The sequence below is a fragment of the Paraburkholderia sp. EG287B genome (assembly GCF_040965595.1).
In the GTDB taxonomy this organism is placed as follows: Bacteria; Pseudomonadota; Gammaproteobacteria; order Burkholderiales; family Burkholderiaceae; genus Paraburkholderia.
In genome coordinates this window covers 33,144-59,120 of the sequence record NZ_JBFRCG010000032.1, presented here as the reverse complement: position 1 = coordinate 59,120, position 25,977 = coordinate 33,144, and the positions used below count along the sequence as shown (strand labels likewise).

The 25,977-nt window shown below is 59.7% G+C and carries 21 protein-coding genes and 2 pseudogenes; 17 read left to right on the top strand and 6 right to left on the bottom strand.

Features of this window, described 5'->3' with window-relative positions:
- Nucleotides 1-1,235: 1,235 nt before the first annotated feature.
- Nucleotides 1,236-1,849 (bottom strand): annotated as a pseudogene (locus AB4Y40_RS38900) (Tn3 family transposase); the annotation flags it as partial.
- Nucleotides 1,850-2,009: 160 nt separating this feature from the next.
- On the opposite strand from AB4Y40_RS38900, the gene AB4Y40_RS38895 reads away from it, so the two are divergent.
- From AB4Y40_RS38895 to AB4Y40_RS38885, 3 genes are all read left to right on the top strand, one after another.
- Nucleotides 2,010-2,684, top strand: a complete 675-nt coding sequence (locus tag AB4Y40_RS38895; protein WP_368692376.1) for a response regulator transcription factor — start codon at nucleotides 2,010-2,012, stop codon at nucleotides 2,682-2,684.
- 296 nt (nucleotides 2,685-2,980) lie between these two features.
- Nucleotides 2,981-3,325: a response regulator transcription factor gene (locus AB4Y40_RS38890; protein ID WP_368692375.1), complete on the top strand. Its 345-nt coding sequence runs from the start codon at nucleotides 2,981-2,983 to the stop codon at nucleotides 3,323-3,325.
- Between the two features lie 631 nt (nucleotides 3,326-3,956).
- Nucleotides 3,957-4,604 (top strand): transcriptional regulator, encoded by a 648-nt coding sequence (locus AB4Y40_RS38885; protein WP_368692374.1) that lies wholly within the window; start codon nucleotides 3,957-3,959, stop codon nucleotides 4,602-4,604.
- 113 nt (nucleotides 4,605-4,717) lie between these two features.
- Here AB4Y40_RS38885 and AB4Y40_RS38880 read toward each other — a convergent pair whose 3' ends face one another.
- Together AB4Y40_RS38880 and AB4Y40_RS38875 are read right to left on the bottom strand one after the other, a co-directional pair.
- Nucleotides 4,718-5,842 (bottom strand): aminotransferase, encoded by a 1,125-nt coding sequence (locus AB4Y40_RS38880; protein ID WP_368692373.1) that lies wholly within the window; start codon nucleotides 5,840-5,842, stop codon nucleotides 4,718-4,720.
- A gap of 91 nt (nucleotides 5,843-5,933) precedes the next feature.
- Complete coding sequence (locus AB4Y40_RS38875; protein ID WP_368692372.1) at nucleotides 5,934-6,716, bottom strand: transporter substrate-binding domain-containing protein; 783 nt, start codon at nucleotides 6,714-6,716, stop codon at nucleotides 5,934-5,936.
- Between the two features lie 206 nt (nucleotides 6,717-6,922).
- On the opposite strand from AB4Y40_RS38875, the gene AB4Y40_RS38870 reads away from it, so the two are divergent.
- The 9 genes and pseudogenes from AB4Y40_RS38870 (at nucleotide 6,923) to AB4Y40_RS38830 (ending at nucleotide 17,135) form a co-directional block, all read left to right on the top strand.
- Entirely contained in the window at nucleotides 6,923-7,894 is a 972-nt protein-coding gene (locus tag AB4Y40_RS38870) for an ornithine cyclodeaminase family protein (protein ID WP_368692371.1), read from the top strand.
- Between the two features lie 64 nt (nucleotides 7,895-7,958).
- The gene (locus AB4Y40_RS38865) at nucleotides 7,959-9,104 is read left to right on the top strand and encodes a succinylglutamate desuccinylase/aspartoacylase family protein (RefSeq protein ID WP_368692370.1); all 1,146 of its coding nucleotides are present in this window, start codon (nucleotides 7,959-7,961) and stop codon (nucleotides 9,102-9,104) included.
- 46 nt (nucleotides 9,105-9,150) lie between these two features.
- Nucleotides 9,151-10,275 carry a succinylglutamate desuccinylase/aspartoacylase family protein gene (locus AB4Y40_RS38860; protein WP_368692369.1) on the top strand — a complete coding sequence of 375 codons (1,125 nt, stop codon included), beginning with the start codon at nucleotides 9,151-9,153 and terminating at the stop codon, nucleotides 10,273-10,275.
- Nucleotides 10,276-10,339: 64 nt separating this feature from the next.
- Nucleotides 10,340-11,107 (top strand): SDR family oxidoreductase, encoded by a 768-nt coding sequence (locus AB4Y40_RS38855; protein ID WP_368692368.1) that lies wholly within the window; start codon nucleotides 10,340-10,342, stop codon nucleotides 11,105-11,107.
- A 34-nt stretch (nucleotides 11,108-11,141) separates the two neighbouring features.
- A pseudogene (locus AB4Y40_RS38850) lies at nucleotides 11,142-12,000 on the top strand (DMT family transporter); the annotation flags it as partial.
- A gap of 1,288 nt (nucleotides 12,001-13,288) precedes the next feature.
- A complete protein-coding gene (locus AB4Y40_RS38845) occupies nucleotides 13,289-13,864 on the top strand; it encodes a hypothetical protein (protein ID WP_368692367.1) in 576 nt (191 codons plus the stop codon).
- 104 nt (nucleotides 13,865-13,968) lie between these two features.
- On the top strand, nucleotides 13,969-14,289 hold the full coding sequence (locus tag AB4Y40_RS38840) for a hypothetical protein (protein WP_368692366.1): 321 nt from the start codon (nucleotides 13,969-13,971) through the stop codon (nucleotides 14,287-14,289).
- A gap of 245 nt (nucleotides 14,290-14,534) precedes the next feature.
- Entirely contained in the window at nucleotides 14,535-16,001 is a 1,467-nt protein-coding gene (locus tag AB4Y40_RS38835) for a UvrD-helicase domain-containing protein (protein WP_368692365.1), read from the top strand.
- A 939-nt stretch (nucleotides 16,002-16,940) separates the two neighbouring features.
- Entirely contained in the window at nucleotides 16,941-17,135 is a 195-nt protein-coding gene (locus AB4Y40_RS38830; protein WP_368692364.1) for a hypothetical protein, read from the top strand.
- A gap of 284 nt (nucleotides 17,136-17,419) precedes the next feature.
- On the opposite strand, the gene AB4Y40_RS38825 is transcribed toward AB4Y40_RS38830, so the two are convergent.
- The 3 genes from AB4Y40_RS38825 to AB4Y40_RS38815 all read right to left on the bottom strand — a co-directional run bounded on the left by AB4Y40_RS38825 (nucleotide 17,420) and on the right by AB4Y40_RS38815 (nucleotide 20,455).
- Nucleotides 17,420-17,722, bottom strand: a complete 303-nt coding sequence (locus AB4Y40_RS38825) for an acylphosphatase (protein WP_368692363.1) — start codon at nucleotides 17,720-17,722, stop codon at nucleotides 17,420-17,422.
- 486 nt (nucleotides 17,723-18,208) lie between these two features.
- Nucleotides 18,209-19,258: a YhcG family protein gene (locus tag AB4Y40_RS38820; RefSeq protein WP_368692362.1), complete on the bottom strand. Its 1,050-nt coding sequence runs from the start codon at nucleotides 19,256-19,258 to the stop codon at nucleotides 18,209-18,211.
- A gap of 183 nt (nucleotides 19,259-19,441) precedes the next feature.
- Complete coding sequence (locus AB4Y40_RS38815; protein WP_368692361.1) at nucleotides 19,442-20,455, bottom strand: AraC family transcriptional regulator; 1,014 nt, start codon at nucleotides 20,453-20,455, stop codon at nucleotides 19,442-19,444.
- Between the two features lie 365 nt (nucleotides 20,456-20,820).
- Here AB4Y40_RS38815 and AB4Y40_RS38810 point away from each other — a divergent pair, with 365 nt between their 5' ends.
- From AB4Y40_RS38810 to AB4Y40_RS38790, 5 genes are read left to right on the top strand one after another with little or no spacing between them, the layout of a single operon-like run.
- A complete protein-coding gene (locus AB4Y40_RS38810; RefSeq protein ID WP_368692360.1) occupies nucleotides 20,821-22,065 on the top strand; it encodes a dienelactone hydrolase family protein in 1,245 nt (414 codons plus the stop codon).
- 36 nt (nucleotides 22,066-22,101) lie between these two features.
- Entirely contained in the window at nucleotides 22,102-22,890 is a 789-nt protein-coding gene (locus AB4Y40_RS38805) for an SDR family oxidoreductase (protein WP_368692359.1), read from the top strand.
- A gap of 55 nt (nucleotides 22,891-22,945) precedes the next feature.
- Nucleotides 22,946-24,184 (top strand): styrene monooxygenase/indole monooxygenase family protein, encoded by a 1,239-nt coding sequence (locus AB4Y40_RS38800; RefSeq protein ID WP_368692358.1) that lies wholly within the window; start codon nucleotides 22,946-22,948, stop codon nucleotides 24,182-24,184.
- 23 nt (nucleotides 24,185-24,207) lie between these two features.
- Nucleotides 24,208-24,741 (top strand): flavin reductase family protein, encoded by a 534-nt coding sequence (locus AB4Y40_RS38795; protein ID WP_368692357.1) that lies wholly within the window; start codon nucleotides 24,208-24,210, stop codon nucleotides 24,739-24,741.
- Between the two features lie 40 nt (nucleotides 24,742-24,781).
- Entirely contained in the window at nucleotides 24,782-25,735 is a 954-nt protein-coding gene (locus tag AB4Y40_RS38790; RefSeq protein WP_368692356.1) for a transporter, read from the top strand.
- Nucleotides 25,736-25,977: the final 242 nt, after the last annotated feature.

The following is a 25,977-nucleotide window of genomic DNA, read 5'->3' as shown; positions in this document are numbered from 1 at the left end:
AAAGGCGGCCCGGAAAAGTCCTGGGGATTGTGCTGGTGGATCGGGGCGCTCGTCAGTACCTGTGGCGGCAAGCTCATGGCTGATTGAAAGGCGGAAGCCATACTGGGATCTGGGCCTTTTCCGCGAGCGGCCAAAATACCGCGAACGACCGGCGTTATGTCTGCCACCGTATAGCCAGCGCTGTCTTTTCCGGCGGCTCTTCGCGCCTGATTTAAACCGTTGGCTATGTCGTGCGGCATGCGTGGTTCAGCAAAGAATGCACTGGATTGTGAGGCCAGCAAGGCCGTTGAGTCAGGCGAGACGTCCCTGGGCGCAAACGATGACGGCAGTGAAGCAGGCGGCATGGGCTGCATGGAGAATCCGGATGCACGGTTCAGGCGGTGTTGCTCGATATCCTCGATCTGGTAGGGCGTGGGATCGGCGAGCAGATACTCCCGTCTCCACGGGGGTACCATAGCACCCAGTTCCGCCAACGCGCCTTGGCCTTGCGGGGTGCGGCGCCAATTGACGGTTTCGGCTATTTCCTGAGCGGAATAGTTAGCATCGAGCAGGTGGTTTGCGATTCTGGCTGAATCAGGTGAAAGTGGCCGCATTCTTTTCCTCGATTCGTTTTCTGAGAAACTCCCTTTTTACCCGTTATTTGCCAGCCCCTGCCCCAGAAGGCGAATCATCGGAGCAAATCCCGAAGGTTCTGTCGCAGTAAGAGCGAGCGGTCGGGCCGCCATCGTTCAATTGCCCCTTGACGATCATGTGCTTCGGCCGCCCCGTTCGGGAACCCGGCTTCTTCTCCGCAGATTGTGCAAAAGTGGTGCCCATCAGCTTGGAAATGATGGGCATCACTTTGAAGTCGCCCTGAGCCACCGTCTATAACGGCCGGCACGAGCCGCTTACGCTCTTTCTCGGCATTCAGGAAGTGCAATGGATACTCGACCCGCAGAACGCAGAATATCCAGGCCTCGTTGCTGAGGTGCAGAAAGTGCTTCCACCACAACGCATTGCCGATGGTAAGCGGCTCGTGCCGGCCGTTATAGACGGTGGCTCAGGTGTGCCTTTGATTTTCGTGCAGGTTTCCGGTTAGCCGCACCTAAGCCGGGCGGGGCTCTCCCTTACGGCCCCTTATAAATTCCTTCTCGAATCAAGCATCTGCTGACTCCCCTTTGCGGGCTAGCGGGATGGTAGGAGCCCCGCATTGCAGCCGCCGCCTGCAATTTCGACTCAATGCTCGGGACTTCAGCTCAGGCCCGACGACTGGCGGTCGATACGTGCGGATCACTGTCGAGACTTGGAAGGATTCGGCGCGCGTACCGCGCCACCGGGAAATTGAACGTCCCGCGCAAATTGATTCCTTCCAGATGGGTCGGCGCGATTCGCCTCAACTGTTCAGATTCCAGTGGCTTGCCCATGGCTGCCTGAATATCTTCAAGAACGCGTTGCATGTGAGTGTTTTCCACGCCATCAAGATGTTCGAAAGAAGTGTCAGGGCGGAAGATACCGCCGAGAGCGATTCCTGACGTCGGGCCAGTTCAACGGGTAGCTTGCCGATATGGATCGCGCGTTGAACGTTGTGGATGGCTTCTCCGCGGTTCAAGGCATGTTGTAGCTCTGCCCTGAACGCGGTATTGGTGAAAAAGTCGATCAGAAAGATGCTTCTGAACAGGCGCCCGATGTGAACCCCGCCTTCATATACGGCTTGCCCGCGCGCAGCCGAGCCGAAGCGGGCAATGGCGTCGACTGCGGTACATTTGCCTGAACGGATTGATGCTGCGATCCTCACAAACTCGTCCCATACGTCCGCAATGAGATCGAGTTTGACATCCCGGTCAGTGATCGCAGTCAGTTGCGTCGGGACTTCATGGCCGTAAGCATAGGTAGCATTCATCTGCCGCCCTTTTCGCTCTGTCACATCAGAATACACCCGGCGACTCACATGAGGCCCAGTTCGGGTGTAACTGCATGCTTAAAAACGCGACGTTAAACTTGTTTACACAGCGCGATTTCCTGAGGGGCGTATGTCTGTTGTCAAACCTGTCATCGTTTCATGCGAGGCCTCCGCGAACTCCCCTGAATCGATTGTGTACGTCGTCGACGACGAAGACGCGATGCGTAGGAGTCTTCGCGGGTTGCTTGAATCTGTCGGGCTGTCAGTCGAGACATTTGCTTCGTCACAGGACTTTATGGCGTCCTCGAAGCACAATGCTCCGAGCTGTCTGATCCTCGATGTTAGATTGCGTGGCGAAAATAGTCTGGAGTTTCAGGACGCGATGGGCCGCCACGGCTTGCGAATGCCCGTTGTTTTTATCACTGGTCACGGTGATATTGAAATGTCAGTGAAGGCGATGAAAGCTGGTGCCATGGACTTCTTGACCAAGCCGTTCCGCGACCAGGACGTGCTTGACGCTGTATCGCACGCTCTGGCGAAGGATCGGGAGCGGCTGAGCGTCGAACGGTCCGTCGACTTGGTGCGTGCGGCATACGAAAGTCTCACGCCTCGCGAGCGGGAAGTTGCCGGTTTCGTTCTCGCCGGCTTCCTGAACAAGCAGATTGCTACAGAAATGAATGTCAGCGAAGTCACGGTGAAAATGCAGCGCGGACAGGTCATGAAAAAATTGTCTGTGCGTTCGGTTGCCGAGCTTGTCAGCAAGCTCGGATCGTTGGGCATTGTTTCGCGTGCAAAAAATGGCTAGTACCCTATGCGTAATCGCGCGAGCAGTTGCATCACGGGGGAGTATTTCCGCAGCTGGCTGCGAGCGCACGGGTCGATCTCTGGCTACCTGCAGACAGCGCTGTGGCGTTGCTCGGTCACCGGACATTGCGCTTACCAAAGGACTAGCATACCCCGTACCTTTGTACTCTTCCCGGACTGGTCTTTAAGGACTAGGCTACTCATCGTGTCGTTGCGTTTCGCCGATTCAGGGCAAGATGAAAGACTTACATTGTCTGGAATTCACGTGCATACCGAACCAAAAAAACTATTGCTGTCGTGGACGATGACGCGGCCGTCAGGATCGCGATCGCTGGTCTGGTGAATTCGATGGGCTGGGATGTGCGCCCGTTTGCCTCCGGTTTCGAATTCTTGCGGTCGAACATCATGAGTGACGTCGCATGCCTGATTACCGACGTGAGAATGCCGAATATAACTGGGGTGCAGCTGCACGACCGACTCGTAAGTCAGGGCTTCGTTGTACCCGTAATTTTTATCACGGCGTTTCCGACAGCCGATCTCACTGCGAAACTGAACAAGGATGGTGTCATCGCCATTTTTGAGAACCCTGTCGACGCAAACGTGTTGGCAGACTGCATCAATACGAATCTGGGCAAGCCGTAGTAGGCTGGATCGGCTCGTGCTCGCGGTCGCGGTGCGGTACTTACGCACGCCGTCGAAAGCCTTGTTGACTAAATCGGCGTCAAGTTGACGCAGAGCAGTATTGCAGCCATTGCAATTGTTGGTGCTCTTAGTTCTTACGTAAGCGGGCGGCCACCGTCGCAATTACCGGATCTGGTGTGCAAACATGTGACGTTCCCGCGTGCCGCTTATAGATAAGGATACCTTAGTGTGTCACGAACGCAGGCGAGCGCCTGCGGTGCTGTACTGAAGATGGGAGCAGGCCTCCCGAAGTCGGCTTTCAGGAGCAGGCTTCAAACCGCCCGGTGCTGCTGCGTCCAAAAGGCGTGGTGGTGAGCGACCGTGGAAAAGTCACCCGGTGAGGGTGGCAGGTACGTGTTGAGCAGATGAGCGAAAGCAAACCGTCCGACGACGCATCGTTACTTATATAAAGCGCTGTCAAAACTGGAGTCGTAAGTTTACTCCAGGATCAGTCGGGACGACACCTGATTACGGACCCGATGGCAGCCGGTGTAAAGGCGGCATGAACACAGGCTTCGGTATGGAACGCGGAGTCGCGCTGAGGTCGGCGAAGTAATATCATGTGTGTTTCGCCACAAGAGACCGACGATCGATGCCTTCCCGAAAACAGAAAAAAGCCACCGCCGATCAACTGCTGCTCAGTCGATACCGGAGTATTGCCGACGGCGTCGCTGCACTGTTTTTTCCCTATGCGGAAGTGGTCATCCATGACTTGACGAGCCAGTCAATCGCGTACATTGCCAACAACCTGTCAAAGCGCGCGGTTGGCGACGATTCTGCTCTGGAGGAAATCGAAGGAACCGCAGACGAAGAAGTGATGGGGCCGTATGAGAAGATGAACTGGGACGGCCGCCGGATGCGATGTGTGAGTATGCTGCTGCCCAGTGAGTCGTCGGACGCCGTCGGCGTTATGTGCATTAACTTCAATGTCGCGGCGTTCGACGACGTCAAAAAGGTACTCGACTTGTTCATCACGGGCGCCGGGCTGGTGCGACCGCCGGAGGAACTGTTCAAGGACGATTGGCAGGAGCGGATTAACTCCTTCCTGCATGGTTGGTTGCGCGAGCGGCAGCTCGCACTCAATTCGCTTTCGCGTGACCACAAGCGCGAGCTCGTGGAAGCCTTGTATGCCGAAGGGGCATTCAACGGAAAGAGTGCGGCGAACTATATCGCCAATGTCCTTGATATGGGGCGGGCGACTGTTTATAAGCACCTGAAGCAAATGCGCGAGGATGTGTGACGCACTTTGGGCAAGCGGCACCGCGGGTCGGACCCAAGCGTCACGACACCCCGCGGTGTGGGAGGTCGATTCGGGCGGCGGTCGGGCCTGCCCGAACGATCTGTTGAATCAAATCAGCTAACTTTGCGGCGCAGGAAGTCGGACACGCGCGCGAGACCTTCCTCCAGGACCGTCCGGTTGTTCGCATACCCGATGCGCACATAGCCTTCCATATCGAGTGCGCTACCCGGCGTAAACATGACACCCGTTGCGTCGAGCAAGTCCGTGCAGAACTGGCGCGACGGCATGTCGAACGCGTATTTGAGTAACGCTGTCGTGCCGGACTTCGGCTTGATCCACGAAATCATCGGCTCGCGTTCGACCCACGCTTCCAAAATGGCAAGATTGGTGCGCACGATATCGTGGTTGCGCTTCAGGATCGCGTCGCGATGTTCGAGCGCGAGCGTCGCGAAGTAGTCGTCAATCATGCCGACGCTGATCGTGTTGTAGTCGCGATGCACGGCGACTGCGTGAATCAGTTCGATCGGGCCGGCGATCCAGCCCAGACGCAGCCCGGCGAGCGAGTAAGTCTTCGACATGCTCGCCGTACTGATGCCGCGCTCGTACATGTCTGCAATCGACGCGGTGTAGCCGCTGCCAACCTGGTCGGTCCCGCGATAGACTTCGTCGCAGAGCACGTACGCGCCGCAGCGCCGCGCGATCTCGACGATCTTGCCGAGGAACGCTTCGTCCATCAGCGATCCGGTCGGATTATTCGGGTTGTTGATCGCGATGAGGCGCGTCTTGTCGTCGACGAGCGACTCAAGTTCGTTGAGATCCGGCAAGAACGCGTTTTCCTCTCGAAGCTTCAAGGTCTTCACGTTTGCGCCGTAGCTTGCCGGAATCGAATAGTGTTGCTGATAGGTCGGCAGAACCGAAATCACGGTATCGCCGGGTTCGACCAGCGTCTCATAGATGAGAGCGTTACCGCCGATTGCGCCGTGCGTCACGATTATGTTGGTAGCAGATTGTCGCGCGTACGTGGCGGCAATGGCTTCGCGCAGGCGTTGCGTGCCTTCGATCGCACCATAGGTCAGCTTCATCGGCCGCAATTCATCGAGCACGGATGTCTGGCGGCCGGTCATAGTGAGAAGTTCATCGACCGTCATAGATTCGACGCAGGTCTCTGCGAGGTTATACGTACACTGGTTCTCGTATTGATCCATCCAGCGCTCGACGGCGAATTCCTTGATCTTCATGACTGTTCCCTCTTGACTTTGGATTGAGCGGCCAGACCGAGGCCGCTGACTGAATAAAGCGACGCGTTCTGTGTAGACTTCGTTGCGGATGTTACTTGGCGATGATGTCCCGGTTGAAGTACTTGTTTGACAGGCTGCTCAGCGTCCCATCTGCTTTCAGTTTAGCCAGGGCGTTGGAAACACGGCTGCGCAGCGCTGCGTCCTGCTTTCTGAATGCCCAACCAACGCCGTTCCCGAGAGTCACAGGGTCTTCCAGTGGCGCGCCAACGATCGCATAGTCACGCCCCTCCGGCTTGTCCAGAAAGCCCTCACGTGCTGTCTGATATTCCTGAACCGAGCCGTCGAGACGGCCCGCCGCCAGGTCAGCGTAAACCTGATTCTGGTCCGAATACTCCGCGATCTCTACGCCGTGCGGTTTCCAGTTGCGCTGGGCAAAATCATCCTGAACTGCTCCTTGCAGAACGCCGATGCGCTTACCCTTCAGCGAGTCAGCCTGAGGAAGGAGCCCGGAGTTCTTTCGCGCGACGAGGACCATCGGGACGACATAGATCGCGGGCGTGAAGTCGACGATCTGCTCCCGTTTTGCCGTGATGTTCATGGCCGAGTTGACGAGATCGAACTTGCGTGCCTGCAGGGCTGGCAACAGACCGTCAAAGGCATTTTCTACCCAGATGCACTTGACCTGCATCTTTGCGCAAACCGCGTTGCCGACGTCGATATCAAAACCCTGTAGCTGACCGGCCGCCGTTTTGCTTTCAAATGGGGGGTAGGCGGCTTCGATGCCGATTCTGAGTGTTGCGTTACCTTCTGCAAACGCGAATCCTGCCGTCCCCAACGCCAGGGCGACGGCGCAAACAAGATGCTTCATATTCATACCAACTCCGGTGATGATCGAGTGCGGGGCCGTAACCTGATATTGGTCCGCGGACCTCGGCGGACTACCTCGCGTTACGAGAAGAGGTAGACGAATTGTCCATGAGAGACAACTTCGACAAGTATCCGCTTCCAAAAACACAATGTCCATAGTAGACTAAAAAATCTATTTTATTGGATGGAACGGGTGCGGCCCGGAATCACTAGATGAGCGCTCAACTGAACAATTTGCCCTGCGTGTTGGATGAGGCGCGGGTTCGTGCTGCATTGCCGGAACTGGATACTCGCGGCGCCTTGGCGCGGATGTTTCATTCCCTGGCGAACGGTCGTGCGGTGCAGCCACCGCAGACGCTAACGCTTTTTCCCGAAAACGCTGGCGATTTCATTACCTATCTGGGCACCCTGGCGGATGAGCGGGTGTTCGGCGCGAAACTGTCCCCCTATGTGCCGACTAGCACTGGTCCCATCGTCACGGCATGGACTGCGCTGATGTCGATGGAAACCGGGCGTCCACTCATGTGGTGCGACTCCGGCCTGCTGACGGCTGAACGGACCGCGGGCGCGACTGCACTGGCGGTTGAGCACCTTGCTCCTCGCGATGCACGCCGCCTTGCGCTGATCGGGACCGGGGCATTGGGACTGGCTCATCTGCGCCATCTCAAGGGGACGCGCGCATGGCAAACCATTCAGGTGTATTCGCCGGAACTCGCCACGGACGGGGGTAAGCGCGATCTGGTGAAATCGATCGACTCGCGAGTCGTCGTTATTGACAGTCTCGACGCATGCGTGCGCGATGCGGACGTCGTTTCGCTCTGCACATCTTCCGGCAAGCCCGTGTTGACGGACGGCATGCTGACACGCCCGGCACTCGTAACTTCGATCAGCACAAACGTTGCGAACGCCCACGAAATTCCGCCCACATGGTTGCCGGGCATGGATGTCTATTGCGACTATCGCGCAACAACGCCTGCAAGTGCTGGCGAAATGAAGATTGCAGCGGCCGAATTCGACTGGAGCGCAAACGCCATCGTCGCAGACCTGCCTGAGCTGGTTGCCGGCCGCGCCCGTTTGCCATCGTATGATCGGAACGTCTTCTTCCGTTCGATCGGGCTCGGACTGGAGGACATCGCCGTCGCGGCGGAGCTCTATCGGATCGTCGCCGGTACAGCTGGACATTAATTCACAAGTCGGGTAACCGGTGGCGCGGACGTTCGTCGTCGGGATTCGTTTGAGGAGGCAACACGTGACCTATCAACGCATCGAGATTCCTCTCCCATCACCCGCACCGGGCGTCGCACTCCATCTGACGGCGCATCGGTTCGGCGAAGCCGATAGCGGGCGCAGCCTGTATCTGCATGCGGGCATGCATGCCGACGAGCATCCCGGTCTGCTGGTTCTGCAACACCTGGTCGAGTTGCTGCACGTACTCGATAGCGCCGGCCGGATCCATGGCTGTATTACTGTCGTGCCGTACGCCAACCCGATCGGTCTTTCACAAAGACTGTTCGGCCCGGTGGTTGGGCGATTCGATTTTGAGAATGGGGAAAATTTCAACCGCAACTTCCCGTTGCTGGATCAAGCCGTGGCGAATCGTATGCGCGAAGCGGATGCGCGCAGCCTCAATCGATCCGGGTGGAAGCACTATTTCCGCAGTTTGCTGGGCGGGCGTGACGATCTGAGTCCCACTGCGGCGATGAAGCTTGAACTGGCAAGGCTGGCATTAGAACACGACATCGTTCTCGATCTGCATTGCGATACCGACGCAGTCGCTCATGTGTATGCGTCAGCCCTGCAACGTGAGCGGGCTGTGAGATTGGCTCGCCAAATCGGAGCACCGGTCGTGCTGCTCGAGCCGTCCCAGAGCGGTGGAGGAGCATTCGATCAGACGCACTCGAGCGCGTGGGGGGCGTTGCAGCAGGCTGGCGTATTCGGTGTGAACGAGAGCGGCTTCTCGGCGACGATCGAGTTGCGTGGCCAGACGGACGTCAACGATGAACTCGCGATCGATGATGCGAAACGTCTGCTTCATTTCGCCGAATCCGAAGGCATCTTGTCCTTGCCAGAGGCGGATAATGCCCAACGTTTGAAGGCGTCGCCCGACGTATTTCCACTCCAGGGGGCTGCCCACGTACGGTGCGCGTGTGCTGGCGTGATCGTTTATCGACGCGCGCCCGGAGAGCATATCGTGGCTGGAGAGACGTTCGCAGAGATCGTCCGTCTCGATGGCGAAGGAATCAATTCGCGCATTCCAGTCGTTAGTCCGATTGACGGCGTGATGGTCGTGCGTCAATTGCAAAAGCTTGTGCGGCCTGGCCAGCGTGCGGCTTTGATCGCGGGAGATTTGGCGCTCGAAGGGCGCGATCCCGGCAATTTACTGCTCGATTTTTAAGCGCTTTCTCACGCAGTTCTAACCGATCGCGGGTAAAGACCGAGTCATGGAAATAGAGGATATACCGCTGCCTGGAACTGCGTCGGGGATAAGCCTGTCGCTGCGTGAATATGCATTCGGGCCGAAAGACGCCGACTGTTCGCTTTACGTTCAAGCCGCATTGCACGCCGGCGAGGTACCTGGACTGCTTCTGATCCAGCATCTGCTCGAACGCCTCGTGACGCTGGAGCGCCTGGGGGCTCTGACTGGTCGTATTGCCGTCATGACCTGGGCGAATCCCATCGGCATGCAGCAGGTCATTGGCGGAACGCTCACCGGGCGCTTTGATTGCGCGGGAAGCGGCAACTTCGATCGGCGCTTTCCGGATACCCGTTTGGAGATTCTGCGGCGGATTGAGGCCGGCGATCGCCCCCAAACGCTCCACGAAGTGAAGGCGTGGCTGATGGCGATTGCGGCGCCTGACACCAAAGGTGCAGACCCGGTCGACTACCTGAAAGCGACGCTTCTATGCCGCGCATTTGCGCACGACATGGCGCTCGACCTGCATTGCGACAAGACGGCGATCATCCATGTGTACAGCAATTGGGCACAGGAAGAACGCGCTACTGCGCTGGCGAGGTGCCTGAAATCTCCGGTGTTGCTTCTTGAGGAACATGCCGGCGGCGGCACTTTCGACCAGGCATTCCACGACACGTGGCTCGCATTGCGACGAGGCGGTCTGCCGTGTGAATCCCGGCAGGGGTTTTCGGCCGTTATCGAGTTGCGCGGACAACGCGATGTATCTGATGAACTGGCGATTGGCGATGCCGACGCGTTGCTCGACTTCCTGCGTATCGAGGGTTTGGTCGTTGACCGGGCGGCAGTTGCGCAACGCTCTGCGCCGGTTATCGCAGCGCTCGAAGCGGTCGATCATGTGAAGGCGACGCAGTCAGGGATCGTCAGTTGGCAGGTGGGCCTAGGGGAGTACGTCGAGCGCGATTCCGTGATCGCGGAAATTGTAGGGGTAACGCCATGTCACGCTGTGCGCCGCGTGGAAGTCCGGGCGCGGTCGAACGGGATTCTCGTCGCACGGATGCATGTCCATTTCGTGCTTGCCGGGCAGCGAATCGCCATGATTGCAGGCAGCGAGACTGTTCCCGGTCGCGTTGCAGGTGCGCTTCTACCCGACTAGTGGTTGGACTGGCTCATTCAACGAGCTGTCCTGTCCTCTCGTCGATGATTGGAGGAATCAGATCGTGGATCTTGGATTGAGGGGCAAGCGCGCACTGGTCCTGGGCGGCAGTACGGGGCTCGGATTTGGTGCAGGGAAAGCGCTGGCAGGCGAAGGTGCAACGGTCGCATTGGTCGCTCGAACGGGTCAGCGACTGGATGCCGCCGCCAAAAGTCTCGGTTCCCACGCGATGGCATGTGACCTGTCCAGTCCGCCAGAGGTCGAAGTGCTCCCCCATGCAGCGATGTCTGCAATGGGCCACGTTGACGTGGTGGTCTTGAATGGAGCGGGACCGCCCCCCCTGGACGCATCAGATTTTTCAGCGGCGGTATGGCGCTCGCAGTTCGAGACGATGCTCGTGTCGTCGATCAGCATCGCCGGTGCGTTGATCCCGTCAATGCGTGACCGCAGATTTGGCCGCATCATTCTTATCGCTTCCACCAGTATCGTCGAGCCGATTCCGGGCCTTGTGTTGTCAAACGCGCTGCGAGCGGGTCTTCATGGCTGGGCGAAAACCCTCGCGGGCGAAGTTGCGTGCGACGGCATCACGGTCAATACAGTCATGCCGGGAAGAATTGCGACGGACCGTACACAAGGGCTGGACGAGGCCGAAGCGAAGCGGACGGGGCGCAATGTCGAGCGGATCGCTGCTGCGTCTCAGGCAGAGATTCCGGTGAGGCGCTACGGCACGGCGGACGAGCTGGGCGCCGTCGTTGCATTTCTTGCCAGTGAGCGGGCCAGTTACGTCAATGGCGCACGAATCGCTGTCGACGGTGGCTTGTTACGCAACTGAAGTGATGCAACGTCGAGATTTGCAGAGTTCAATTATGTCTGAAAAACTGCTCGCTTGTTCTTCAAGGCGGGTGACATCAACGCCCCCGGTGGTCCCGGTAAGTCATACGTCGGGCAGCGCAACGTTGCTTACGTTGTTGTCGATGTCGTGCATACAGTTCGGTGCTGCGCTTTCCGGGCAAGCAATGGATGCCTACGGCTCGCTCTCCGTCACCGCGTGGCGCCTTGTGTGGGCTGCCCTGGTCATGACTTTGGTCGCCCGCCCGGCATTTAGCCGATTTTCACGCGCGCATTGGCTTGCCGCCGGCGCGCTTGGACTTGCGATGGCTGGCATGACATTGTGCTTCTTCGGAGCGATCGAACGAATTCCGCTCGCCCTTGACGTTGCCATCGAGTTTCTCGGTCCGCTTACCGTGGCGACTTTCGGTGCGCGACGTGGGCGCGCGCTCGTTTGGCCGTTCGTCGCGGCAGCGGGTGTGCTGATGTTATCGCGGAATGGTGCCGGCTGGATCGGCGAGCCGCTCGGAATGGCACTCGCGTTCGGCGCGGGCATAGGCTGGGGTAGTTACATTCTGCTGATGAAAAAAGTCGGTGCGATGTTTGCGGGGCTCGAAGGATTGTCTGTTTCGCTGATTTTTGCGGCCGTTGTCGCCGTACCATTCGGATTCGCGCAAAGCGGTATGCATGTAGCACCGCAGGAACTGGTCTTGACTGCCGGTCTTGCGCTACTCGTTCCGTTGCTGCCGTATGCTGGAAATGACTACACTGCGCCGTCTGCCTGCGTCGTCTTTCGGCCTCTTGATGAGTGTCGAGCCGGCAATCGGTGCACTGGCCGGATTCATGGTGTTAGGCCAGCCATTGGGTGTCCTCCAGTTGGGTGAAATGTTCCTAATGAAATGTAACGGCGATGTGGAAGTGCAGTCATACGTGCGAACAGTGAGGGCTGCGGAGGCTTCACGTGTATATCCGGTCCGCCAGAAACTATGGATCCGGAGCGCGCGAAGCTGTGCGACACGCAGCGCAGGGAGTGGGGGCAATCAACAACCGGCTCGCAGAGCTCGGGGGCGGAATTTTTGTTCTGGTGGGAGACGCGATCGAGTTGCGGCAGGTGTGGCAATGCCCGATCGCGCGCGAGTCTATTGTTCCGATAGAACGTCCTGTCACTAGGGGCCGAGTTTCGTCCTGAACAAAGCGGAGAGCCCCCGGCAACTCGCGGCACCAACGTCCATATGCAGCGGATTTTGACGTTCATTTATCAGGCACTTTCAGACACGCAAATTTCAACATCAGTTTCGACGACAGCGCCTTTGATGCAACGTACAAACCGCCCCGGACCAAACCCCAGTTCGGACGATGCTCTGAGGTATAGCAGTCAAAAACAGAGCCGCAATGCACGAGAATGTGCAGACCATCCGGCGCTAAAAGTGGACCTATCAATCTCATTTTGGTGGATATATAAGCATGTCCATTCGCTGATATCGTTCTTCCACACCTGAGCGCGAAGCGCCCTCTGTCTCAGGGGACTTGACCCGAACCGCACTGTCTAAACGTGAATTGCCGTGCTTCATGATGACGTTATGCTTCGGCGAAGGAGCGGATCGTGGGAGTTACAAATGCCTTGGAGCTTCCCCGATTCAGCAATGCCGAACCGGACAGGCAACCCGAGCCGAGTGAGAAATTTTGGAGGCCAGAACTATCGGAACATATGGAGAAGCGAGCACTTTCGTTCTTTTTCAGTCGAGACCTGTCGGCGGGGAAGTCGTTTGCCGCGCTGGACGAGCGTAAATGCCCGACACAGCGCGGAAGCTGGCTATTTTACATAAATATAATTATCGAAATTTGATTCGCATTCCTTCATTGTTGACATCAGAGGGGCCGACCTCGGAATTCAGGACATCTACTGCGTCTGCAGGGAAGCGGGTGATGCGGTGGGCCCCGTCCAAGGATGTTTCGCTTTCGTGTAAAGACATTGGACGCAAGTCCGGTGCTGCTCGCCCTGTAGCCCGGCAGGCGCTCGCAGTTCCTGTCAAAATGGCAGCATGGCTTTCGCCAGTTCCCACGCGTACGACTACGGGTTCGTTGGGCGGCCTTTCGCCGTCAACGACGACGAACAATCTCGAAGACGGCAACCGGAATCCGACCTCCGAGCGATCGCAGGAAGAACCGTTACGGCAGGCACGATATGGCACACGAGCGATGCGAACAATGCGGCAACGAGACGCCGCCCTGGGACACCATACATTGCGGCTCCGGCGACGGCAGCTATGAGTTGCTTTGCACCCTGTGTTTCAATGCCAGGATTGCTGGGTCCACCGGATTCACCGATTTCGAGAACGTCCGGCTTGACCCCATCCGGATGATCGACTGCCACGGGGAGTCCCACCAGTTCCATTTCCAGCTCCGGCTCCTGGGCGACCGGATTGCCCTGGACGCCTTTGAGCTACGCGGAGAACGTCCCGCCGGCTACCGGTTCCAGCTGATCGGCGAGGCCGACGAAGACGTGCTCGTGCTGCTCGGGCGACTCGTCGAGAAGATGCGCCGCGCGCTGTCAGTCAGGCACATCGATTTTCGGAAGCGCCGGATCATTGACAGCACGGTGCGCGGGCGCATCGAATGGGACGATTCGCAGGCAGGACACCTGCCACTCGTGGTGGTCGACGGCAAGGAGGTCTCGTGGGACGATCTTGGGCAAATGCTCATGAGCATGGAAGGATGGCAGTTCCGGCTCGATATCGCTGACCCGAGCGAAGAGCTTTGAGTCGCTGCGCCGACACAGCGATACGGGCGGCCAACCTGGCCGATCGAACGTTACAACCCTATCGGAGTAGAGCCATGGTCGCAGTCAGGCACGATGATCTTTCCATGGCGTTCGACTTCGTCAGCTACGCGGCGCCAATGGAACATAGCGCGTTTGTCTCGCTCGAGACGGGCAAGATCTGGTGGACTTCCGATTCGAATGATGCGTTCGACGAGGAGATCCCTGACGACCTTGAAACGTCCGATCGCTACCTTGCGATACCGCACAAGAACGAGCTCGATCTCGGAAGACGTCTCGCCTTGCGCTTTGCCGCACAGGAGTTGCCTGGACGTTACGGCCAGGTCGAAGGCTTTTTCCGGCGGCAAGGGGCTTATGCGCGTTTCAAGGATTTGCTGGAGGGCGAAGGCGTTCTCGAGCGCTGGTAAGCGTTTGAAGCCGACACTGTCGAAAGCGCGTTGAGGCAATGGTGTGCCGAAAACGGGCTTGAGCTTGTTCGGACTTGACCGGTGCTTTCAGCGTTTCGCTCCGCCAGGTGTGCTGTCACCGACGGTCATACGCAGCAGTGATTCGATGACGCGTCCAGAGCCGGGGCGTTCGACCGGCTGTGGGCCATGCGAAAATCAGCGACCCCACATCGCCAGGAGCGAACGCACATGAGGTCGGATATCGCGTGAAGAGGACCTTTACTCCAACGGCAGAGCAGCAGGCTGTGATCGAGGCGGCGAGTAGCACCGGAGACCTGAAGATCAAGGCTTTTGCCGGCGCTGGCAAGACCTCCACGCTTCAGCTCGTGGCCGAGCATTTCGGCCAGCGGCGCGGCATGTACCTCGCGTTCAACCGGGAAATCGCGGCGAGTGCAGCGCGGCGCTTTCCACCTCACGTCGGCGCACGGACGATGCATTCGATGGCGTGGGCCTCTGTCAGCCCGTCGCTCAGAAGCCGGGTGAGCCTTCAGGGCGAGCCGCCGCACGAACTTGCCGCACGCTACGGGCTTGGCCCCCTGGGAGTGCGCACAGTGACCGGCAAGGCTGTCGAGATTGCCCCGTTCGAGATCGGGCGCATGATTGCCGATGGTCGGGACCGGTTCTGCCGGTCCGCTGACATCCTGCCGGCGACTCAGCATATTGTCGTCGACGAGAAGATCGACGAAGCGGTGGCCGCGCAACTGCGCACCTACCTGCTGCCTTACGTCGGGCGGCTGTGGGAAGAGGGCACCGCGGCGCGCGCCGCGAGTGCCATCTCGCCTGATGTGCTCCTGAAGCTCTGGGCGTTCTCGAAGCCGCGCATCGAAGCTGATTACCTCCTGTTCGACGAGGCGCAGGACAGCGACGGTGTCATGCTGTCGGTCCTCGGTCGACAGAGCCACGCGCAGATCATCTATGTGGGTGATCCATACCAGCAAATCTACGAGTGGCGGGGCGCGGTCAATGCGATGGCGCAGATCGACGCGCCCGAACGTGCGCTCACGGAGTCGTTCCGTTTTGGCGCCACGTTCGCGGCGCTCGCCAGCCGCCTGCTCGCACTGCTCGGTGAACGCACGCCCATCCGGGGACAGGAAGCCATCGGCTCGATCATGGTGGAAGATCCCGCGCTGGCGCCACCGGTCGACGCGATCCTGTGCCGGAAAAACGTCACGGCTATCTGGCAGTTCTCCGCGGGACTCGAGGCGGGACGCCGACCGGCGATCCGGATGAGTCCGGCCGAGATCCTCGCCTATGCCGACGGTGCAGACCGGCTGCTGGCCGGCCAGCGGGCGTTCCGCCCGGCGGCGTTTTCGCTGTTCGAGACCTGGAGCGACGCACAGGCGTTTGCGCGCAGTGCATTCGGTCAGGACCTGCTGCCGGTTGTGCGCATCGTCGACGAGCTGGGGACCGGTTATCTCCGGGCCCTGGCGCAGCACTCGGCGGAGGAAGGCGCCGCCGACTATGTGATATCGACCGTCCACCGTGCCAAGGGCCTCGAATGGAAGCGGGTCAAGGTTGCGAACGACTTCCGGCTGCGCGGGGCTGACGGCAGCCCGATGCCGGACGACGATGAGCTCCGCCTGCTCTACGTGGCCGCGACCCGCGCACAGCATGTCCTCGACATTTCCGGATTGCGCGACGAGTTGCTTCGGCTCTTCAGTCTTCGAAGTTAGCGCTCGCGGGCCTGCCACGAAGGATATTGCAGGGTGGCGTCCCCGATGTGTCGCGAAAGTGTGAATTTTCCTTCCGCAACTCGACAATTTCGCTTGCCCCAGAAATGGGTACATTTTTCGGTCAAACCAGACGGCCGACCGGCGGCCCGACGCATCTCGGATCGCGAAATAGAGGAACTCCTGACTTTCTTCACAGCCGCGGAATGCTGGACGGGTTCGGTGCGGCGGGAACTTAACGATCTCTGTTCAGTTCATGCAAGCTCAGTTCTACGAGGACCGACGATCATTCGAGCGATTTGTACGTTTTACCGCAGCAGGTGAGGCAGCAAACGGATTGATGACGTGCGCGAAATCGTATCTCCAGGTGAGGATGGATCGTTTTCCGTCTTTATGTGATTTTTCATTAAAAAACCGCCCAAAGAAAACGCCCACGTTGTTCACGCAGGCGTTTCCGTGGCCCCGCTGCCGCGCCCCATTGAACGGAGATTCCCGTCCTTTGCTGCTTCAGGGCCGGCTTCCGCGCGGCTCACATCTAGTATAGGGCGCGTAGCGGAAGATCCAAGCTGGCTGAAACGGGTTACGGGCCGAACGACGCCATCAGCGATCCGCCCAATTTCCGGCGCGCCGAAACCTTCATCGAGTCGGCGTATGAGGGCGCCCGAACCTTCCACCGCGCCGCGAAATGGTCTCGTCTGACTTTTGGTCACGCCAGCGATACGGCACGCCCCAGTGTGATCGCCACCGCATCCGTTGCAGCGCGGCACGCTCCAATCGGCCCGATATGCGGGACGCCCCTGGATTGCCGCGTCGCTGCGTTCCCCCTACCATCAACTCCCCGCGCCATTGCAGCGAATGACACCACCGGCAAGCGACGCCAAAAGCGAGCGCCTTAGCCGACGCAATCCGTACAGCACCTACTCAAGCTATCAGGAGGCAAGAATGCTCAGCGCTCATGAATTTGCGACATTGATGCTGGTCAGGGATTCAGCCGACCACATTGCCGAACGGGAAGAACTTGATACGTTGCTTGAACGTCAGCTTGTCACCATGGAGAGGCTTGCCGGCGGGGTTGTGCGACCTCGTGTGACGCAGGACGGCGATTCGCTCCTTCGTAACCTCACTCGCATCCATTGAGAAGTGCGAAGCACTGAAGGACCCTCACATCTACGCGCTTGTGCGCCCATCATCCGATGGCCGGTCAGCTGGGCCGACTTTGATGACGCGACGCGATGAAATCTACGAGGCGCCCTCCGGCAGGTCGGGAGCGCAGTTCAACCTCAATTTGATTGATGCTCGGGGGGCGCGGCCTCCATGCGGGAAGACTGCAGCGCGGCACCCACACGCCCGGCCAGGGGCCGACCGCATATCGTCCGGCTACGACCCCAGTTGTGTCCGCGCAGGCGACCGAGTTGAGGGCGTCACAGCGTGGGTAACCGATCGAAGGCGTCGAAGCGCGCAAAAGGGGGCGGCAGTTCGGTTACCTCGAATTCGTCGATGAGGGCGGCGGGCATGCCCTCTCTTAGCCATATGCACATGTCGACGAGCTGCTTTGGCGAACCCTGCACCAATACCTCCACCGAGCCGTCCATAAGGTTACGCACCCAGCCGGTAATCCCCATCTCTCTCGCGCGCCGCACGCACGCTTCGCGGTAGCCAATCCCCTGCACCTGGCCGCGCATGCGTACCAGTCGGGTTTCGAGCACGTTGTGATCGGACGCCATGCGCGTTCCTCCCGGACAAGCTCCCAGAATCGCATCAGCGCGGGTCCACTGCAAAGTTGAGTTCGCGACACCACGAGTCATACTGATAATCCGCACCTTGAATCGATATCGGAGGAGTGCCATGCCGACCTACCAATACCGCTGCGAAAATTGCCGGGAAAGGTGCCCCAAGTGCGGGAGCTAACAGGTTCAACATCTGCCTACAACATTTGTACCGAAGACTTCGAGAAAGAGCTGACCGACACGAGGCCAAACGAAGCTGACCGCTCACCTGCCGGCGGTCGACATCGAGATCACCTGGCACGAACTGCCGGAGCAGAACGCGCAAGCGCTGACCGTTCGCGTCACCACGACGCCGTCATCCGACGACGCAGCAATGGCTCCTCAAGACAAGACAGGTCAGGTCGGCGCATGCACGCCCTGGCAGGCCAGGGCGTCGTCGCAGACCCCGCGATCGGGCAATCGTTGAATTAGCCGGGTCGATCACTACCCCTGTGCGTCGGGCAAATCTGGCCTGAGTTCCGCCTCGATCTGGTCGATTGATGGCAGACCGCTTTCCAGCGATTCAGGTACATGGCGCAGAAGCTGATATTCGGCGACGCCCATCGGGTTAGCCACCCCGCGCAGCGCATATTCCGCCACGAGCCGGTTCTTTTCCTTGCACAGCAGCAGCCCGATGGTCGGCTGGTCCTCAGGCGCCTTGACCTGCGCATCGATGGCCGAGAGGTAGAAGTTCAGCTGGCCCGCATATTCAGGCTTGAACGGCGTCGTTTTCAGCTCAACGACGACATAGCAGCGAAGCTTCAGATGGTAGAAAAGCAGGTCAATGAAAAACTCGTCGCCGCCGACTTCCAGCCTGTATTGGCGTCCGACGAATGCGAACCCCGCGCCCAGCTCGAGCAGGAATTGTGTAATGTGCCGGGTCAACGCGCGCTCGATGTCGCGCTCCTGGGCGTTCTCGGTCAGGCCGAGGAAGTCGAAGATGTATGGATCCTTGAGCGCGTCGCGCGCGAGATCGGATTGCGGCGGCGGCAACCGCTCCGCAAAGTTGGTGACCGCATTACCGGCGCGCACATGGGCGGCCGCCTCGATCTGCATGGTCAGCACGCTGCGCGACCAGCCGTGCTCGAGCGATTTTTCCGCATACCACAGCCGCTGGACGTCGTTGTCGAGCTTGTCGAGCAGGGTTACGACATGCGACCACGGTAATTGTGCAACGGGCTGTTGCACAAATTCCGGCTGCGGAAAGGCTTGCGCCAGCGCGCGCATGTACTTGAGGTTGCGCGGCGAGAATCCGCGCATGTCGGGAAACGCTGCCTTGAGGTCGCGCGCGAGCTGGTCGACAACGCCGGCCCCCCAGCCTTGTTGTTGCTGCCTGTCGAGAATGTCGCGGCCGATCTGCCAGTACAGGGTGACCAGCTCGCGATTTGCGCTGGCCACGGCGCGCTGCCGTGCGCGCTCGACGCGCTGCTTGAGCTCGGCAAACCAGTGGCGATAATCCTCAGCCCATGCGGGCGAGCCCAGGTCTTTGGTCATGCGTTCAGTCGTTGGGCGCCGGTGAGCGCGTCCGGATTGGAAATTATCATGGGGGAACCGGAAACCGACAAGCGGAGCTGGCCCGGAGTCGTTCCGATTATAGCATCGGACCCCATCAAAAAATGCGATAATTAAGATTATGTTAAATATGAGGGCCTTCGCAGACTATCCGCCGCCGCTCGCTTAGCCGGAACGGTTTCGTAACGAAACCGATGGAGATTCGCCAAACACCCGTTTGTACTCCATTGCGAACCGGCCCAGGTGGGCGAACCCCCATTTGAGCGCGACGTCTGTAACGGACATCGGTTCAGCCGCCGCGCCACGTAGTTCATCGCGCACACGCTCAAGACGCAGCTGACGCACCCAGGCCATCGGGCTCACGCCGTGGCAATTGCGGAAGCCGGAAAACAGCGTGCTTGCACTTACGCCTGCGAACTCGGCAAGCCGCTCAATGGTCAGGGGTTCATGCAGATGCGCGCGGACGTATTCCTCGACCCGCTTCACGTAGAACGGCGCAAGCGGTCCGCGCGACGACCGCGCGCCGCTGCGCGCCGTATTGGGCTGACCATAGACGAGCGCGTTGAGCAAGGTCGACTCGAACTGCTCGTAGGCCAGTGGATGACGCAGCGGGTGCCCCGGATCACTCAAAGCATTCCCCAGCACCGAAAGCAGTGGCAACAGGCACATGCCCGATGGTGAAGCTAGTTCGAATGCAGGCTCGAACTCCACCGCTCCGCGCTCTTCAGTGCCGAAATGGCGCGCGCAGTGGCGCTCGATCGCTTCGCGCTCGATGCGCAGCACGACCTGCGGACAACGAATCCAGCGCATCCGCAAAGGCAGCGTCGGCGACACGAGCGATGCAACGGCCGGCGACGAATCGAAACGGCGATCCCCACATTCGATTTCAGCGCCGCCGCTCACGGGAATCTGCAACAGGAAGAAGCTGTCGAGACGTTCGGGATCGATCGTCACGTCGCCGTCATAGTGGAGCAGATTAAGCGACAGGCTACCGTGCCGGGCGTGGTACATGCGGCTCGGCAACTGGTGTGAAGCGCCCGGCAGCGCGAGCTTGTGAGGCTTGAACACTGAGCCGACGCACTCGCGCACCTCGTTGAGGTCGCCCGATTCGAGCAACAGGGTGTCGCTGTTGAAGCAGGCCGCGCCGACCAGCATATTCGCAGCGGGAAGATGCTCCATAGAAGCGCTCCAAGAACGTTCGCGCGCACCTGATCCGTGCGCGATTTTCCCGACTCCACGAACCGTCTGAAGGAAGCGGATAGTTGCGTGGGAGATTCGGATAGTTTCCTCGTTCCGGCAGCCTCCAGCAAGCCGGGCGACGCAAAAGACACAGGAACTGGCCCTCTGCCGGGCGCTGCGTACTGTAGGCCTGCCCTGCTGCGGCAGCCATCCTCAATTACCCTCGCCCGCTTGGGCAGGGGTTTTCCCTCGTTCCGCACGTTTTTGGATTCCGCGGATACCCATCGGATGAAACGGATAGAGCCCATTGTTTTGTCGCAGAACACTGGGCGCATTCGAGACACAACCCTGATGGAGAGCCCGCAATGAAAGGAAGATACATCGATATACCCGCACCGGAAGGCGGCGCATTCCGGGCCTACCTCGCAACTCCTGCAAGTGGCACCGGGCCGGGTATTGTGCTGTGCCAGGAGATCTTCGGCGTCAACGCGACCATGCGCGACGTGGCCGACTACTACGCCGAGGAAGGCTACACGGTGCTCGTGCCCGACCTGTTCTGGCGCGTCGAACCGGGCATCGAACTCGGTTATACGGAGGCCGGCTTTGCGCGTGCGTTCGAACTCTATCAGCAATACGACGAAAACCAGGGTGTCGAAGATATCGCCGCGACGCTCGCCGTACTCCGGACATTGCCCGAATGCCGCGGCGAGGCTGGTGTGCTCGGATTCTGCCTGGGCGGCAAACTGGCCTGGCTCGCGGCCTGCCGTCTTCCCGTGGCTTGCGCGGTCAGCTACTACGGCGTGGGTATTGAAAAGGCGCTGGACGAAGCGGCGAACATCAAGGGGCGCGTCGTCCTGAATATCGCGGCGCTCGATCGCTTCTGCCCGGCCGACGCGCAGCAGCAGATCACGGCCGCGCTGGGCCACAAAGAAAATGTCGAAGTGTATGTCTATCCGGGCGTCGATCACGCGTTCGCCCGTAAGGGGGGCGACCACTTTGACAAGTCCTCTGCAATGATGGCGCACGAGCGCGCGGTAGCCGCGTTTCGCAAGACGATAGGGCCGCAATACGATCTTTCTGCACTGTGGGAGGCACACCTCGCCCACGAGTTCGCGACGCGCGACGTGGATGCCACGATGGCGACGATGGTGGCCGAGCCCTACGTCAACCATATTCCGACGCTCACGGGCGGCGTCGGCTACACCGAGTTGAAGCGCTTCTATCGCCACCACTTCGTGCACGCCAATCCGCCCGATACGACGATCATCCCGGTTTCGCGCACCATCGGCGCAACGCAGATCGTCGACGAAACGCTGTTCTGCTTCACGCATACCACCGAGATCGACTGGATGCTGCCCGGCATTGCGCCGACGGGCAAGCGCGTCGAGATTCCGCTGCTTGCCGTGGTGAAATTCCGCGGCGACAAGCTCTACCACGAGCACATCTATTGGGACCAGGCCAGCGTGCTGGTGCAGATCGGCCTGCTCGACCCGACGGGACTGCCCACAACAGGCGCTGATACCGCCCGCAAACTGCTCGACGAAACGCTCCCATCGAACACGCTGATGAAGCGCTGGCAGGACAGCGTCCCCGCCAACGACGCGATCTGACCGAATCATCCTCTCATGAATACGGAGCAAGCCATCATGACCTCACTCGCAGGCAAAACCGCCATCGTGACGGGTGGCGCCACGCTGATCGGCGCGGCTGTCGCCCGGGATCTCGCTGCCGCCGGCGCCAGCGTGGTCGTGCTCGATATCGACGTTCAGCACGGCAGACGCGTAGCCGAGACACTCGGCGCCAACGGGCTCTTCATCGAAACCGACATCACCAGCGACAGCGCGCTGGAGCAAGCGGTTGCGAGAACCGCGCGGCAATTCGGCGGCATCGACATCCTCGTCAATCTGGCCTGCAGCTATGTGGACAACGGCATCCAGGCAGGCCGAAACGACTGGCTCTCCGCGATGAACGTAAACGTGATCTCGGCGGTCATGCTGGTCAAGGCCGTGCATCCGTATATGGTCAAGCGCGGCGGCGGATCGATCGTCAACTTCAGCTCGATTTCGGCCGAGTGCGCTCAAACGGGACGCTGGCTCTACCCGACCTCGAAAGCCGCGCTCAAGGCACTCACGCGCAACATGGCGATGGACCTGTCCCAGGACCGGATCCGCGTGAATTCAGTTTCGCCCGGCTGGACCTGGTCGCGTGTGATGGACGAACTCACGCATGGCGATCGCGCAAAGACCGACCGCGTGGCCGCGCCCTTTCATCTGCTTGGACGCGTCGGTAACCCCGAGGAAATCGCGCATGTCGTCACCTTCCTGTGCAGCGATGCAGCCAGCTTCGTGACCGGGGCCGATTACGCCGTCGATGGCGGATATTCGGCGATGGGCCCCGAACAGGCCGTGCCGGCCATTCCGAGACTGGCTGAGTAGGCCCCGTCGCTTCGCAAACACTCTTCTCTGTTCTATCGACTTCGAGGTATTTGTTATGAGAAAAATTGCCATCGTCGGCGCCGGCCAGTCTGGTCTGCAACTGGCGCTCGCCCTGCTCGAACGCGGCTATGAAGTCACGCTCGCGACCAATCGCGATGCACAGCAAATCCGCACCGGCAAGGTCATGTCGAGTCAGTGCATGTTCAACGCCTCTTTGCAGATCGAGCGCGATCTCGGCCTGAACTGGTGGGACGCGTCCTGCCCTCCCGTGGAGGGGATTGGCTTCGCGGTCCCGCATCCGGACCTGCCGGGCCGCAAGCTCATCGACTGGTCCGCGCGCCTGACTCAACCGGCACAATCCGTCGATCAGCGCGTCAAGATGTCGGCCTGGCTCGAAGCCGTCGTCCAACGTGGCGCCGACGTGCGAATCTGCGAGGTCGGCGTACCCGAAATGGAAGAACTCGCAAGGAGCCATGACCTCGTGCTGCTGGCAGCCGGCAAGGGGGAGATCGTAAATCTGCTGGGCCGCAACGCCGAACGCAGCCCCTTCGACAAGCCGCAGCGCGCGCTGGCGCTGACTTACGTGAAGGGCATGATGCCGTCGACGCCCTACTCGCGCGTACGTTTCAATCTGGTTCCGGGCGTGGGCGAGTACTTTGCGTTCCCCGCTCTGACCACGAATGGTCCGTGCGAAATCATGGTGTTCGAAGGCATTCCCGGCGGCCAGCTCGATTGCTGGGCAGGCGTCAAGACACCCGAACAGCATCTCGAGACCAGTCTGGCCTTTCTCCGCCAATATCTGCCGTGGGAAGCCGAGCGCTGCGCAAACGTAGAACTGACCGACCCCAACGGCGTGTTGAGCGGGCGTTTCGCACCGACTGTGCGCAATCCCTACTTCAGGTTGCCTTCCGGCAAGACGGTGTTCGGCATGGCCGACGCGATCGTCGTGAACGATCCGATTACAGGCCAGGGTTCGAACAATGCTGCCAAGTGCACGAAGGTCTATCTCGATGCCATTCTCGAGCGCAACGGCGCTGCCTTCAGCGAGGACTGGATGCAGCAGACTTTCGACCGTTACTGGTCGTACGCGAAAGAGGTCGTCAGGTGGACGAACTCACTGCTCACGCCACCGCCGCCGCACATTCTCGAGTTGCTCGGCGCAGCCGGTCAGTTTCCAACGCTCGCCTCGACGATTGCCAACGGCTTCGACGACCCGCGCACGTTCTCGCCGTGGTGGTTTGATCCGACCTCCTGCATGGCGCTGATCGACGAACACGCTGCGCGTGCCGCGTAATGAACACGAAAAGGAGAAAGCTCATGTGCAGCACGCTCGAACCCACTGCCGCAAAACCCGATGAACAGCTCAATGCAATGCGGCAATTGCGCAACGCCTTCGGGCAGTATCCGACGGGCGTTACTGTCATCACAGCCGCCGCGCGGGATGGCCGCAAGATCGGTCTGACCGCAAACTCGTTCGCGTCACTGTCGCTCGATCCACCACTCGTGATCTGGAGTATCGGCAAGACTTCACCCAGTTGCGCGGATTTCGTCCATGCGGGCTACTTCGCGATCAACGTGCTGGCCGAAGACCAGACCGACCTGTCGCGCCGCTTTTCGAAACCGTCGCCCGACAAGTACGTCGGCGTCGCCTGCCGTGAAAGCCTTGGTGGCACCATGGTGCTCGACGGCTGCAGCGCGCACTTCGTGTGTCGCAACCTGGCGCAGCACGAAGGCGGCGATCACCTGATCTTTATCGGGCAGATCGAGCATTTCGAAGCAGAGGGCCACGCTCCGCTGGTCTTCCATTCCGGGCAGTACGGCGCGGTAACCAATAATCCAGCATTAATTTAATCATATTATTTAGTATTACTTATTTATAAGGTTTACCGCCATGAAGCACTCCACGTCCCGTATGCTGCTCTGCTTCGCTCTGTCTGGAGTCCTTAGCACAGGATCGGCAATAGCGGGCGACCTGCCCAACGTCAACCTCGGCTTCACGAGCTTCCTCGATGGTGCACCGCCGGCGGGGTCCGGCTGGTATGCAACGCAGTACCTCGAGTACTACACGGCAGACCGTATCAACGACAACGCCGGAAACAGGGTCGCCTTGCCGAAGCAGAACGTCGATATCTTCGCGGGCCTGACGCAACTCGTCTATCAGTCGCCCTTCAAGATTGCCGGCGCGCATCCGGGCGTCGACGTGATCCTGCCGTGGGTGGCATCGGCCCACACCGACGACGGCATGGGCGACGTGGCGCTTAATGCACGCACGGAGTTCGGCGATCTGCTTGTTGGGCCCTTCATCCAGTTCGATCCGGTAATGGGCCCGGACGGACCGCGCTTTGCGCACCGCTTCGAACTCCAGATCATTGCGCCAACGGGTGCCTATGACCCGGGAAAAGCGATCAACCCGGGCAGCGGCTTCTGGTCAATCGACCCATACTGGGCCGCGACAGTCTGGATCAATCCGAAGTGGACGGTTTCCTGGCGGCTGCACTATCTCTGGAACGCCACGAACAATCGGCCGAATCAGGCCTTGGGGGACGGCGCGACTTCATCGCAGGCCGGACAGGCGCTGCACGCCAACATCGCCACGGAATACGAGGTGATGCCAGGCTTGCGAATCGGCCTCAATGGTTACTGGCTGCGCCAGATCACCGACATGAAGGTGAATGGCCAGAATGTGCCGGGGCAGCGTGAAGCGGTGTGGGCGATCGGCCCGGGGGCAATGTACAGCTTCTCCCAGCACGACCACCTGATGTTCAATGCCTATTTCGAGGCGGATGCGCGCAACCGGCCCGAGGGAACGCGCCTGGTGCTGCGCTACGTGCATCATTTCCAGTGACACGCTGATTGAGCGTTCGCGCCATGCACGCCGGCTCAAGTCGAGTCCGCCGGTATGGCGCACGCGAATGTGTAGAGGCATTCGTTAGTCCCCACACGGTGAATCCCTTCCCTGCTGCTCAGTGCCGTGCTGCATTGACAGTTCACAGAATCCTGCCCGCATGTCCTGAAACTGCCTGCACGCCACGGCGCAAAGCTTGCCTCGTCAAGCGGCGCACGTCGCCTTGATGCCCGAGCGCGAGC